The sequence below is a fragment of the Acinetobacter sp. YH01006 genome, from assembly GCF_013420445.1.
Classification (GTDB): Bacteria; Pseudomonadota; Gammaproteobacteria; order Pseudomonadales; family Moraxellaceae; genus Acinetobacter; species Acinetobacter pseudolwoffii.
The window spans coordinates 235,612-249,626 of sequence record NZ_VOYB01000001.1; the positions used below are offsets into that span (position 1 = coordinate 235,612).

Consider the following 14,015-nt stretch of genomic DNA (forward strand, 5'->3'; position numbering starts at 1 on the left):
CTGCCATTGCGGGTTTGTAGGCAATAAAAAAGCACCCGAAGGTGCTATTTATACCATTCAGCTTTATTGTGCCTGAATCCATCTGTCGGCACGGTCACGCGCCTGACGGATCTGTTCCTGGGTCAAGTTTGCCGCCAATGCTGTTTTCTTGCCTTCAGAAAGGGTAATCACTTTATTGTCGAGCATGCCATCACGGGTAGACAGTTCATACCACTGATAAGCACCCATGTAGTTTTTCTTTTTCTCTTCCATCATGGCCAGGTTAAAGCTGGCACGGTTATCACCACGGCTGGCTGCTTTTTCAAAATACTGACGTGCCAGCGCTTCATCTTTTCGGGTGCCCATGCCATCTGCCAGCATACGGCCGACATTTAACTGCGCCACAGCTAAACCTTGATCGGCAGCAGCTTTGTACCAGGCAAAGGCCTGTCGTTCATCTTTTTGAATGTCTTTGCCATACTGGTATTTGGTGGCCAGATAAAACTGTGCACCGGCCTGACCTGCTTTAGCTGCTTTGATCAGACTGTTGATATCCATTATTGAATACTGAGCCGCTTGACTGGCAACAGAAGGACTTGGAGCAACATAGTCTGCATGGGCTTGCATGCCAAAAAGTCCAGCCAGTAGCGTCGTACCTAATAATAATTTTTTCATAGCGCGCTCACTCGATAAATTGCGACTTCACCAAATAGATTAGGGAGATGTTTGCTGAGCAAACTATCTTCTTGATTCCCGTTCACAGCGAGTCGATTAATAATTTTGATGTTATTTTCCGCACAGAGTGCTTCAAAGTCACGGAATGTACATAAGTGGATATTCGGGGTGTTATACCACATATAAGGCAAGGCTTCAGAAACCGGCATTTTTCCTTTGATCGCCAAGAAAGAACGGGTCTTCCAGTGGGCAAAGTTTGGAAACGTAATAATGGCCTGTTTCCCTACACGCACCATATCACGCAATAATACGTCAGGTGCATCTACAGCCTGCAAAGCTTGTGCCATGACCACATTGTCAAAAGACTGGTCGGCAAAGCGGCTTAAACCGAGGTTTAAGTCTTGTTGGATGATATTTAACCCGCGACTGACCGCAATTGCAATCTTTTCCTGATCAATTTCTAATCCGTATGCACGAATATCGTGTTTTTTACTCATTTGTGCCAGCAGTTCACCATCGCCACAACCGAGGTCGAGTACGCTAGAACCGGGCTTAATCCACTTTTCAGCGAGTTGTTGATCGATACGCATTATACGGCCTCCTTCGGTGTGGCTTTCAGGTGTTCTTCACCACCCAGGAATGCACGCAAAGATTTTACATACAGGGGAATCGGGAACAGGAAGGAATCGTGACCCTGTTCGGCATCAATATCCAGATAGCTCACCGGTTTATGGTTGCTAATTAAGGCATCCACAATTTCCTGCGAGCGGGCAGGGGTAAAACGCCAGTCAGTGGTGAAGGACACCACCAAAAATTTGCACTGGGTATGGGCCATGGCTTTTTTCAGTGACTGCTCATATTCACGTGACGGATCAAAATAATCCAGTGCTTTGGTCATGATCAGATAGGTATTGGCATCAAAGTTACGGCTGAACTGTTCACCCTGATAACGCAAATAACTTTCGACCTGGAATTCGACATCAAAACCATACATAAATTTGCCAGATTTCAGATCACGGCCAAATTTCTGCTTCATGGCTTCTTCGGACAGGTAGGTAATATGACCGACCATACGTGCCAGAATTAGACCACGTTTGGGGTAGCTGTCATTTTCCAGATAACGGCCGTTGTGGAAGTCAGGATCAGACAAAATCGACTGACGTGCTACTTCATTAAAGGCAATATTCTGTGCTGAAAGTTTTGGCGCACTGGCAATAATCACACATTTTCTTAAACGGTTCGGGTAATCCACTGACCATTGCAGTGCCTGCATGCCACCGAGTGAACCACCAATGATGGCATCCCAAGTCTGAATGCCTAAACGATCGGACAATAAAGCCTGAGTTTTAACCCAGTCGCGGACCGTGACCAGCGGAAAATCTGGACCATAAGGACGGTTTTCATTTTCAGGATTTGGTGACGTTGGACCGGTAGAACCGCTACAGCCCCCAATATTATTCAGTGATACCACAAAGAATTTTGCAGTATCAATGGCTTTGCCGGGACCAATACAGGCGTCCCACCAGCCAGCCTTTTTATCATCTTCATGATGATAACCTGCGGCATGATGATGACCAGAAAGGGCATGACAAATCAGAATGGCATTGGACTTGTCAGCATTTAAGGTACCGTAAGTTTCAACCATCAGTTCAAAACGGGGGAGGATGCGACCGCATTCAAGCTCTAACGGCTCTTCAAATTGGAACTTTTGTGGGACAACAATGCCCACTGAGTCAGCTGGAAAAGACACGGGGAGGATTCGCCTTAAAATCTTGAGTATGAATAATAAAAGGATACCACTAGCGGATATCCTTCTAAAGTCATTTTAGTGCTATGAATTATCGCTAATTCTAATACAGCCGGTTAGACCGCAGCAGCGATTACCTGATCAGTGCTTAATACACCTTGATCAATCAGACGGTTGGTCGAGGCAAGAATTGCTTCAATCGAAGAGGTCACGATGTTGTCATGTACACCCGCACCAAAGGCAGACTTGCCAGTGCCTTTGACTTGCAGTTCAATCAAGGCCAAGGCTTTGGCATGCGCACCTGAACTGATGCTGCGCTCTTCATAGTTCACCACATCAATCGGTAACTGAAGTGCATCCAAGATTGCAGAAATTGGACCATTGCCTTCACCGCGAACACGGCGGGACTGACCCTCAACTTCAAGATCCAGCTCAATCACCTGATTGCCATTGTCATCCGATAACTTGTAGTTTTTAGTCGAGTAATGTACATGTTTAACATCGACATAAGTCTCTTTAAACAACTTCCAGATCTCGGTTGCAGAAATTTCAGTGCCTTGTTCATCGGTACGTTTTTGTACAATTTGCGAGAACTCGATTTGTAAACGACGTGGTAAAGTCACGTTGTAATTCGATTCTAACAAGTAGGCGATACCGCCTTTACCTGACTGTGAGTTAACGCGAATCACCGCATCATAGTCACGACCCAAGTCTTTTGGATCGATTGGTAAATATGGCATATCCCACATTTCTTGGTCTTTCTGGAATTCGAAACCTTTTTTGATCGCATCCTGATGTGAACCGGAGAATGCAGTAAAGACCAAATCACCTGCGTATGGATGACGTGGATGTACTGGCAAACCGGTACATTCTTCTACAGTCGCGATAATTTCATTGATATTGGAGAAATCCAGGTTTGGCGCAACACCTTGGGTATACATGTTCAATGCGATTGCTGCCACATCGACGTTACCGGTACGCTCACCGTTCCCAAACACACAACCTTCAACACGATCGGCACCGGCCATCATCGCCAATTCAGAAGCGGCAATGCCGCAACCACGGTCATTATGACAGTGCACAGAAATAATTACGCCGTCACGACGCTGAATGTTGCGGTGCATCCATTCGATTTGATCGGCATAGATGTGTGGACCTGAAACTTCTACCGTTGCTGGCAAGTTCAAGATCACTTTATTGGTCGGTGATGCTTCCCAAATTTCAGTCACAGCATCACAGACATCTTTTGCGACTTCTAATTCAGTCGCAGTGAAACATTCCGGACTGTACTGGAAGACAAATTCAGTTTCAGGCTGTTTTGCGGCATATTCTTTGACTTTTTGTGCTGCATTGACGGCTAATTGTTTTGCGCCCGCTATATCTACATTTAAGACTTTCTCGCGGAAAGTCGGTGAATTGGAGTTGTAGATATGCACAATGGCACGTTTTGCACCCTGTAAAGATTCAAAGGTACGAGCAATTAAATGATCACGGGCTTGAACCAAAACTTCGATATAAACATCTTCAGGAATATGATCTTCTTCAATCAATTTACGAGTGAAATCAAAGTCAATTTGCGATGCTGAAGGGAAACCAATTTCAATATGCTTGAAACCGATTTTCACCAACATCTGGAACATCTTGAATTTTTGCTCCATGTTCATTGGCTCGAAGATCGCCTGGTTACCATCACGCAGGTCAGTACTCATCCAGATTGGCGCTTTGTTGATTTCATTGTTCGGCCATTGACGGTCTGGTAAGTCCACACGTTGATACATGCGACGGTATTTTTTACTTGGATCAGCCAACATCATGAGAGAGCTCCTTGTGTAACCTGATAGAGTCTGCGCTTGGTTGAAGCACTGGCAAAGGTTACCGAATAGATTGTGTCTATAATCGTCTACATACAGATTGGAACCAGCATTAAAACTAAAAATCTTCTGGAATATTTGGGATTTAGTTTTAATCAAAAAACCTGCATGATCAACTTATAACTTTAAGTTTAATCCAGTTAAACCGAAAAGTTTTTGCTTTTTTAATAGATTTTAGTCGTATCTTAATAAAGATTTTCTTATAAGCTTTAAGTTTTGAAAAATATTCCCATATATTTTAAGTATAGTGTTTTATATTTTCTTGATTTTGAAATAAGCCGTTATTTTTTACACCCAATCATGCCATATCAGCCTATATTTTTAGAAAAAATAGCCCTAGATGGCTAAAGGCATTTAATCCGGGCAAGCTTTTAAAGCTCGGCCCATTTGCGCATGAGGTTGTGATACAAATTGGTCAGTTTCATAACTTCTGCATGCTGATCGCCCAGTTGCATTCTCAAGTTTTGAATGCTTTGATCCAGATTAAACAGCATATGCCGTTCTGCATCATCACGAATCATGCTTTGTATCCAGAAAAATGAGGCAATTCGGCAACCTGAGGTGATTGGGGTGACTTCATGCAAACTGGTGGATGGATACAGAATCATATCCCCGGCAGGCAGTTTTACTTCGTGATAGCCATAGGTGTCTTCAACCACCAGTTCACCACCGGCATATTCTTCAGGTTCACTCAAAAAAACCGTACAGGATAAGTCGGTTCTGAGACGTTCATTCGTGCCACGAATACGGCGAATGGAGTTGTCGACATGAAAGCCAAAAGCTTCGTTATTTTCATAACGGTTGAACAGTGGGGGAATGATATCGAGTGGAATCGCAGCCGATAGAAATAGCGGATGTTGACCCAATGATTCAAGAATAATATTACTTAAATGATGGGTCAGGGGATGATCTTCAGGCAATTGCTGATTCTGTTTCACCGTTGCAGAGAGCGTACCAGCCGTAACCTTGCCATTCACCCACTCGATTTTATTCATCTCCTCCCGGAAATATTGCACTTGTTCTTTGCTCAGTACGTTTGGAATATGATGCAGCACGAAGACTTTTCCTGAATATTTTATATTGAAAATAGCATAGCCCCCATAAGGAGGCTATGCGCTTACATTGAATTAATATTTAAAGTTGATTGCCAATACTGCGCTACGACCTTCTGCTTCAGTGGCATAGTGAGATGCATAAGCTTTGGTAAAGTAACGTTCATCAGACAGGTTGTTGACGTTCAATTGTAAATCAACATTTTTATTTACGTTATAACGTGCCATCGCGTCGTAACGTACATAGCCCGGAACATATTTTGTATTCGCAGCATCGCCATAGACTTTATCCATTGCCACAGCACCCGCACCTAAAGTTAAAGCTGGAGTTATTGCATAAGTTGTCCACAGGGTTGCAGAGTTTTTAGGCACATTCTGCATTTGTTTACCTTTGGCAGGGTTATCCAGTGTACACACGCCTTGACGGTTACAAGATGGGCCTGGATTCACAGTTTCGCTGTCTAGATAAGTATAGCCAGCTGAAACTGCCCATTTATCGGTAATGTTACCGTTTAAGCCCAATTCGATACCATCAACTTGGGTTTCACCGCCATTAGTATATGTACTAGCATCCAGTTGAATCCGCGTATTTTGTTTTTCTGTTCGGAAAATGGCAGCAGTTAAATTCAGTTTTTCATCTAATAAGTCCCATTTTGTTCCGATTTCAAAAGTACGAGCTTCTTCAGGGTCAAGGTCTTTATTGTTGGCATTGACTGTTGCTTCAGAGCCATCACCTGCATCAATCCCTACTGGGTTTGCAGAAGTCGAATAACTCGCATAGATCGAACCATTTTCTACAGGTTTAAATGTTAAGCCTGCTTGATATGAGAAAAAGTCCGTATTGTTTTCAATTTTTACACCGGTTGCATTGGTTTTAAGTTCCGTATCGAATTTATCCCAACGTGCACCTAGATCGACTATCCATTGAGGATTGATTTCGATGCTGTCTAATAAATAGATAGATGTTGTTTCTGCAGTTGTTGTGGTGATGGCTTTATTTACAGTAATACTGCCTAACCATGGATCTCGTGAATTAGGGTTAAGAGCAGAAGTACACCAGTATTCAGATGCAGCACCTTGTCCATAACCGTAATTTGTAGAACATGCACCAGATGCAGAGTTACCTCCAATTGGGTTGGTCATTACAGGTTTACCATCTTTATCAAAGACTGGGTTGCCAGCAGCATCAACTGTTTGAACAGGTTCAACATTGCCAGAATTGTTAACTGTATAATTGCCTTTATCTGATTCTAGATAACTATATTCAGCACCGATATTAAAGCTATGTTGTAAAGCGCCTGTATTAAATTTGCCGCGTAAGCTTAGCTGATCGCTATAGCCTTCTGTGTCGGTAATACGTGTATTGGCACGGCGCCAAACTTCATCATTGGCAATATTTTTTTGACTATCGTCAGGTTGAGTCCATACATAATCATTTTTTGATCGGGTATAACTTGCAATGTTAGAAAGTGTTAAATTTTCATTTAAATCATGTTCTAACTTAAATGTACCAATTTGATTTTCTTGTTTTTGGAAGTCACGATTAAGCCATCCGTAGTAAATGCCTTGTTTTACATCAATGGGTTTACCAATAGTATCAGCAGTTCCAAGTGTACCGTAAGGTACACCAGCATCAGGCGTATCATCAGACTTTAAGTAGTAATAGCCCAAAGTCGCGCGAGTAGGGGTGTCCAGACCAAAGCTAATACTTGGCGCAATACCGGCACGTTTATATTCCGCACCATCTTTCTGGCCAGCTTTTTCATTATGATGGCCCATTACCGCAACACGTGCTGCGATACCATTTCCGAAATCTTTATTGCCATCTAAAGTAATACGTTGATAGTTATCTGTGCCGCCAGCGACCGAGCCTTCTAAAAAGTCACCTTTCTTCGCAACTTTAGAAATCATGTTGATGCTACCACCGGTCGCTCCTGCGCCGCCCATGGCAGACGCAGAACCTTTAGTCACTTCGACCTGTTCGACAGCAAACATTTCACGGTTTTGTGAAGTGGCATTACGAACGCCGTCTACATACATGGAACTTTCAGAGTTATAACCACGAATAAACGGACGATCGCCGTTTGGATTGCCCCCTTCACCTGCACCTAGGGTAATACCCGGCACAGTACGTAAAGCATCACTTAAAGTCGTCACTTGCGTATCTGCAATCAGCTGTTTTGAAATAACGGATACTGATTTTGGTGTGTCGAGTAAAGGAGCAACAAATTTGCTGTTTGCAGATTGATCTACTTTTAAGCTGGGTGCTTGTTCAGCTTTGACTTCTTGATGAATGGTGTCAAGTCGAACTACATTTTCTTCAGCAATTGCATGTGTTCCGACAATTGATAAAGACGAAACAATTGCAGAGGAAACGATTTTTTTACGTGTTTTAATGAAGGTCATGTTAAACCTAAGAAATGAATATTAAAAATGTATGCGAATAATAATGATTCTTGTTATTGTTTTTATCTTTTAATGATGGGAATTCATGATCTTTAAGAAAATATTAAATGAGTTTTTAAATGTAATGATGTAACAATTTTAATTTAAGCTTATGTTTTTAATAAATATTGATAAATTAATCTGATTATTAATTTTTTATTGAGAATAATGATGTTTATGGAAGGGCATATATTGGCAAGACTTTTGGGCATGCTGCTCTGAGGACCAGAAAAAACCCTGCCGGAGGCAGGGTTTTGAGTTACGATGCGTGCATTAGAAGTCGTATGAAACAGATAACCAGTAGTTGCGACCTGGTAGGTAAGTACCAGAAGTGCTACGACCAGTTGAAAGATATTTATAACCAGTCACACCATTCACAGTTTGGTGTTCAGTAAAATCTTTATCGAGTAAATTATTTACAGCCATATTTACACGAACTTGTTCATTCACTGAATAACTTGTACCTAAATTAAATAGGTTATAGCCAGCAAATTTATTGCCATACATTTTATAAACTTCTAAATTATCTCCAGACGTTGGGAGGCTTGTGAAACGAGTACGGCTAGATTTATACTCATGCTGTAGCCAAATATCTAAATCAGGATTAATGTGCCAAGTAGATGTTAAGTTAAAGGCATCACGAGGGTTATTGTTATAATACAAACCTTCATTTCCGCCATCTGTTACTTCACTTTTCGTGTAAGTATAAGATGCTTTGATATCCCACTCAGGCAAAATTGCATATTGTAAACTTGCCTCAGCACCATATACTTTAGCTTCTTGAGCATTGATATCTTGAGAGCATTCTTCAACAGGACAAATGGCTTGGTCGCTGATATCCTTGCTAATAATCGCATCTTCGATTTGATTATAGAATGCAGTAGTAGTGAAGTTAATTTTGTCCGTTGGCTGTAAATTAAAACCAAGTTCGTAGTTCGTCGATGTCTCTGGTTTTAAGTTTGGGTTACCAAATACATATGTTTTACCCTGGCCACTCATGTCAACCAGGCCATTTTCAAGATCTTTGGCGCTTGGCGCTTTATAACCTGTAGTAATACCACCTTTAATGGTCAATATATCATTGGTATTCCAGACTAAATAAGCGCGCGGACTGAAATGACCACCAAAACCTGAATGATCTTCATAGCGACCACCGAAAGTTAAGCCAAGTGAGTCTGCAATTTTCCACTCATCTTCAGCATAAATAGACCAAGAGTCTTTATCGAACTTATCTTTGCCAGTAATGTGTCGAGCGATATTGTCTTCAATCGTTTGCTTTTTAAACTCAAGCCCACCAGTAACTTTGTGATTGCCAAGTTGAGAAACTATATGACTGTCTGCAACTAAGTCGGTACTTTTTAATGTACGATCTGAGCCAATAAGAGGGCTTGTACTCCCTTTTTCAAATGCTTCAGTCGGAAGCGTTCTGCCATCAGTTTCAGTTTCAGTGTGACTGATATAGGTGTTCCAAATACCGAAGTCATAATCACCATCGTGACCAATTGCAATTTGATTACGCGTGAATTCTAATTCATTTTTATAACCACTTGCTTTCGCTGGGGTATCTTGAGTACCTAAGCGATTATCAGCATTATCATAGGTTTGAACTGACTGGAAACCATCTAACCATAAAGCATTTTGATTATCTGCTTGGAAAGACAGTTTTGCACCTACGTCGTAATTTTCAGCAGTTGTAGGTCGAGGATCTCGAGAAGTACCATTGTTGATACGTTCAGACTCTCCACGATCGTAGTAGCTACCACGAAGTTGTAAGCCCAGTTTATCGTTAACGATCGGGCCATTCACCAAGAAGCTGGTTTTCCATGAATCAGCTTCTTTACTGCTATCCATCACGTTACCACTAACTGTAACGTTACCATTCCAAACGTCAGATACTTTTTTGGTGATGATGTTAATCACACCGCCCATGGCATCCGAACCATAAAGCGTAGACATCGGGCCACGAATGACTTCAATACGTTCAATCGCTGAAAGTGGAGGCATAAAGCTCGTTGAAGCTTCAGAAAAACCATTCGGCATAATATTGTCAGTTGCAGTCGTTTGACGACGGCCATCAATTAAAATGAGTGTGTCTTCTGCCTTCATACCGCGCATGCTGACATTTAAACCACCCGTTTTCCCAACACCATTACGAACGTCAACACCAGGAACATCTGCCAATAAATCAGCAATACTGGTTGCATTTTTCTTTTCGATATCTTCTTTTGTGACCACACTAATGGAAGCAGGGGCATTTTTAATATCTTGTTCAAAACCTGCTGCAGAAACCACAATGGTAGACAAGGTGGTAGTTGGAACGTTTGAAGTACTATTTGTCTCTGCAAAAACAGATGTTGTTGTAACCCCAAGAATTGCCAACGTAAGTGGACGAAGACTAAAACTATGCATAACCAAATTCCCGAACCGAAGAATAAATTAGTATTGTTGCTTAAATAAGAAACTGGATATTAATGATAGTACTTATCATTTGCAATAAAAATATACACTTTCTCCATTTAATCCAGGTTGACGGAATATCTGAAAAGATGCCGATTCAAATAAAAAAAGGGTTTAAAAACTGGAACTCGCGCGTATTTTTTGTATATCCTTAAATGTTGTCATATAATGTGGCACATTTTTATAAACCTGTTATAACCTAATATATAGAGGAAGCCATGCAAGTAACTTCTGAAGCGGTTTCGGGCGTTGCCCGTCGTTTAAATGTTTCTGTACCGACGAGCCGTATTAATGAGCAATTTGAAGCTCGTTTAAAACGCACTGCTAAAACTGCGAAGATCAACGGCTTCCGTCCAGGTAAAGTGCCTGTAAACGTCGTTCGTCGTGAATACGGCGCGGGTATCTACCAAGAAGTGGTAAACGATATTATTCGTGACACGGTATTCGAAGCGATCCAGCAAGAGAAAATCAATGCTGTAGGTATGCCAAACATCGAAAAAACTGAAATGAAAGACGACGCGCTGGTATATACAGCGACTGTTGAAGTTTATCCAGAAATCGACGTGAAATTCGAAGGTCTTGAAGTTGAACGTAAAGCAGCTGAAGTAAACGACAAAGACGTTGAGAAGATGATCGAAAATCTTCAAAAACAACGTGCTGCTTGGGCTGAAACCAAAGGCATGGCGAAAAAAGACATGCAGGTAACTTTCGATTTCGAAGGTACTGTTGATGGCGAGAAATTTGAAGGCGGCGCTGCTGAAGACTTCAAACTTGTTCTAGGTTCTGGTCGTATGATCCCTGGCTTCGAAGACGGCATCGTTGGTATGAAGAAAGGCGAAGAGAAAGTAATCGACGTTACTTTCCCTGAAGACTACCAAGCTGAAAACCTGGCTGGTAAACAAGCTCAGTTCAAAATCACTGTGAAGCTTGTTGAAAAACAAAAACTTCCAGAAATTGATGCTGAATTCCTGGAAATCTTCGGTGTATCTGAAGAAGAAGGCGTTGAGAAGTTAAAAGCTGACGTTCGTAAAAACATGGAACGTGAAGTGAAAAACGGCCTGCGTAACCAGGTAAAAGGCGCGACTTTCGATGCACTTGTAGCTGCAAACGAAGTTGAACTTCCAGCGGCTATGCTTGCTCAAGAAATTGACCGTCAACGTCAACAAATGATTCAGCAGTTCACTCAACAGTTCGGTGCTCAAGGTGCGCAAGCATTTGATTCAAGCATGCTTCCAGACGAATTGTTCAAAGAACAAGCTGAAAAATCTGTAAAACTTGGCGTATTGGTTAGCCGTGTTTTAGCTGATGCGAAAATCGAAGTAGATGCTGCACGTGTTGAAGCGTATATCCAAGACATGGCATCTTCTTATGAAGATCCAAACGAAGTGATCGAATACTTCAAAAACGATGCGCAACAACGTCAACAAATCGAAGCTGTTGTACTAGAAGACCAAGTTGTTGATTACATTTTGGCTTCTGCTAAAGTAACTGATGCGACTGTAAGCTATGAAGACTTATTGAAAGAGCAGCAAGCTCGTCAACAAGCTTAATTTTAGCTTTCCATAAAAAAGGCGCTTGATGCGCCTTTTTTTCATCGAACTCTCTGTGGAAACCACCTCTCTTTAGGGGTGGAGGAAACGGAGGATTTTTTTAGAATACAAGCCAAATAAACTTGTTTTTCAAAGCATTTCAATTAATGATAAAGTTATGAAAAATGATACCCTCGTAATAACTGCTAAAGTGCAGATATTCCCGAACAAGCAACAAGTTCTTGAGCTTAAACAAATGTTTGAGCTGTATTCGCTTGCTTGTAATTGGTTGTCAAAAAAAGTTTTTCAAAATAAAATTCTCAATCAAGTTAAATTGCACTATCTTGTTTATGACCAAATGCGGTCTGAATTAGGCACAAAAGCCCAATTTACTCAGTCTGTGATTAAAACCGTTGTTGCTCGATATAAGTCTGCTAAGTCAAATGGTCACGATTGGTCATTGGTGAAATTTAGTGGTAACGATTACGACCTTGTATGGAATCGTGATTACTCACTTGTAGGTAATCAGTTTTCGTTAGGTGTAAGCTCAGGGCGCATCAAGGTTAATTTCGCTAAAAAACCTTTAAATCAATTTCAGAAAGCTAAAACCAAGTTTGGTTCTGCCAAGATGGTTAATAAATTCGGGAAATGGTTTTTACATATCCCAATGAGCAAGGAAGCCCCTGCTTTAACAATTGATGACGTTACTAATGTGGTCGGTGTTGATCTGGGCATCAACCATCTTGCAACCACCTACGCTAGTAAAGGAAAAACTGACTTCTATCGGGGTGGAATAGTTAAACAGAAGCGTGGCATATTTAAAGCAATACGCAAATCTTTACAGGAGAAACAAACTTCGTCTGCAAGGCATAGGCTTAAGCAGATTGGGAGTAGAGAAAACCGTTATATGACTGATGTTAATCATCAGATCACAAAGGCACTCACTCAAAAGCATCCAAAAGGCACTGTATTCGTTCTTGAGGATTTGACAGGTATAAGGCAGGCAACCGAAAAGGTACGTCTGAAAAACCGCTATGTCAGTGTATCGTGGGCGTTCTATCAGTTTAAGCAATTACTCTGCTATAAAGCCAAAGAAAATGGTCAGTCTGTTATTTTGATTGACCCCAAATACACATCACAAACTTGCCCGAAATGTGGATACCGTGAAAAATCAAATCGTGATAAGAAAAAGCATCACTTTGACTGTAAGCGTTGTCATTATCAATCAAATGATGATCGTATTGGCGCAATGAATATACATCGCAAAGGCATTGAGTTTGTTTCTCAATCTGACCCTTCGATGGTAATAGAACAAGCTTCTATTGCTAAGGTTGAAGTCAATCAACCTGATATGCCGACAGCCTAATTTTAGGTAAAAAAGGTGGGAGTAGAAATACGCTTGCACCACTTGTCAGGCATGAGCCTAGTAAACACCATGATTGGTGTGGCAAACCTCCTCATTTATGGGGAGGTCATTGATATTGATGCCTGAAAAAAAGCATTTCTGATTTTCACAAAACTAATGCAAAAAATATGATGGATTTATTGGCGAATTTTTTGCAATTTCAGTGATTATCCCTCATATTGTGATTATGGGTCAGGTCACAAAAAATTTAGGAATAAATAAACGTATGTATGTTCCAACGATTGAAAACGCTTTAGTGCCAATGGTGGTAGAACAATCCTCTCGTGGTGAGCGTTCTTTTGATATTTATTCACGCCTTTTGCGTGAACGTGTAATTTTTATGACGGGCGAAGTTGAAGACAATATGGCGAACCTTATCGTTGCGCAAATGTTGTTTTTAGAGGCTGAAAATCCAGATAAAGATATTCATTTATATATCAACTCGCCAGGTGGTTCAGTGACTGCAGGTATGGCAATTTATGACACCATGCAGTTTATCAAACCTGACGTGGTGACCTATTGTATGGGGCAGGCAGCATCTATGGGTGCCTTCCTGCTCAATGCCGGAACTAAAGGTAAGCGTTACTGCTTAGAAAATGCCCGTGTTATGATTCATCAGCCACTCGGTGGTTTCCGTGGTCAGGCTTCGGATATTGAAATTCATGCCCGTGAAATTCTATTTATTAAAGAACGTTTAAATCGTTTAATGGCTGAACACAGCGGTCAGGAATACGAGAAAGTAGCACGCGATACAGACCGTGATAACTTTATGACTGCTCAGCAAGCGAAAGAATACGGTCTTGTGGACGAAGTTTTAACTAAACGTCCATAAGTTTTAAAGATTCAGATAGTGGA

10 protein-coding genes are annotated in these 14,015 nt (G+C 41.3%); 3 read left to right on the plus strand and 7 right to left on the minus strand.

What is annotated here, in order from left to right; all coding sequences use genetic code 11:
* Positions 1 to 63: 63 nt before the first annotated feature.
* From FTT73_RS01175 to FTT73_RS01205, 7 genes are all read right to left on the minus strand, one after another.
* Entirely contained in the window at positions 64 to 654 is a 591-nt protein-coding gene (locus tag FTT73_RS01175; RefSeq protein ID WP_005095562.1) for a tetratricopeptide repeat protein, read from the minus strand.
* Complete coding sequence (gene metW, locus FTT73_RS01180) at positions 651 to 1,244, minus strand: methionine biosynthesis protein MetW (RefSeq protein ID WP_005095565.1); 594 nt, start codon at positions 1,242 to 1,244, stop codon at positions 651 to 653. The genes FTT73_RS01175 and metW overlap by 4 nt, the downstream gene beginning before the upstream one ends.
* Entirely contained in the window at positions 1,244 to 2,404 is a 1,161-nt protein-coding gene (locus tag FTT73_RS01185) for a homoserine O-acetyltransferase (protein ID WP_005095567.1), read from the minus strand. Before FTT73_RS01185 ends, metW begins: the two co-directional genes overlap by 1 nt.
* Before the next feature lie 113 nt (positions 2,405 to 2,517).
* A complete protein-coding gene (leuA, locus tag FTT73_RS01190; RefSeq protein WP_180190887.1) occupies positions 2,518 to 4,215 on the minus strand; it encodes a 2-isopropylmalate synthase in 1,698 nt (565 codons plus the stop codon).
* Between the two features lie 428 nt (positions 4,216 to 4,643).
* Positions 4,644 to 5,327, minus strand: coding sequence for a Fe2+-dependent dioxygenase (locus FTT73_RS01195; protein WP_005095572.1), 684 nt, complete (start codon positions 5,325 to 5,327; stop codon positions 4,644 to 4,646).
* A gap of 72 nt (positions 5,328 to 5,399) precedes the next feature.
* Complete coding sequence (locus tag FTT73_RS01200; protein WP_180190888.1) at positions 5,400 to 7,730, minus strand: TonB-dependent siderophore receptor; 2,331 nt, start codon at positions 7,728 to 7,730, stop codon at positions 5,400 to 5,402.
* Between the two features lie 312 nt (positions 7,731 to 8,042).
* On the minus strand, positions 8,043 to 10,178 hold the full coding sequence (locus FTT73_RS01205) for a TonB-dependent receptor domain-containing protein (protein WP_180190889.1): 2,136 nt from the start codon (positions 10,176 to 10,178) through the stop codon (positions 8,043 to 8,045).
* Between the two features lie 266 nt (positions 10,179 to 10,444).
* Between FTT73_RS01205 and tig the strand changes: the two genes are divergently transcribed.
* From tig to clpP, 3 genes are all read left to right on the plus strand, one after another.
* Positions 10,445 to 11,776 (plus strand): trigger factor, encoded by a 1,332-nt coding sequence (gene tig, locus FTT73_RS01210; RefSeq protein WP_180190890.1) that lies wholly within the window; start codon positions 10,445 to 10,447, stop codon positions 11,774 to 11,776.
* A 157-nt stretch (positions 11,777 to 11,933) separates the two neighbouring features.
* Positions 11,934 to 13,121 carry an RNA-guided endonuclease TnpB family protein gene (locus tag FTT73_RS01215; RefSeq protein WP_218955672.1) on the plus strand — a complete coding sequence of 396 codons (1,188 nt, stop codon included), beginning with the start codon at positions 11,934 to 11,936 and terminating at the stop codon, positions 13,119 to 13,121.
* A gap of 265 nt (positions 13,122 to 13,386) precedes the next feature.
* Complete coding sequence (gene clpP / locus FTT73_RS01220) at positions 13,387 to 13,992, plus strand: ATP-dependent Clp endopeptidase proteolytic subunit ClpP (RefSeq protein WP_005095582.1); 606 nt, start codon at positions 13,387 to 13,389, stop codon at positions 13,990 to 13,992.
* Positions 13,993 to 14,015: the final 23 nt, after the last annotated feature.

Bases quoted from the DNA above. Each gene is read 5' to 3' on its own strand.
- FTT73_RS01205 (WP_180190889.1), bottom strand. From the start codon at position 10,178: ATGCATAGTTTTAGTCTTCGTCCACTTACGTTGGCAATTCTTGGGGTT.
- leuA (WP_180190887.1), bottom strand. From the start codon at position 4,215: ATGATGTTGGCTGATCCAAGTAAAAAATACCGTCGCATGTATCAACGT.
- clpP (WP_005095582.1), top strand. From the start codon at position 13,387: ATGTATGTTCCAACGATTGAAAACGCTTTAGTGCCAATGGTGGTAGAA.
- FTT73_RS01215 (WP_218955672.1), top strand. From the start codon at position 11,934: ATGAAAAATGATACCCTCGTAATAACTGCTAAAGTGCAGATATTCCCG.
- metW (WP_005095565.1), bottom strand. From the start codon at position 1,244: ATGCGTATCGATCAACAACTCGCTGAAAAGTGGATTAAGCCCGGTTCT.
- FTT73_RS01200 (WP_180190888.1), bottom strand. From the start codon at position 7,730: ATGACCTTCATTAAAACACGTAAAAAAATCGTTTCCTCTGCAATTGTT.
- tig (WP_180190890.1), top strand. From the start codon at position 10,445: ATGCAAGTAACTTCTGAAGCGGTTTCGGGCGTTGCCCGTCGTTTAAAT.
- FTT73_RS01175 (WP_005095562.1), bottom strand. From the start codon at position 654: ATGAAAAAATTATTATTAGGTACGACGCTACTGGCTGGACTTTTTGGC.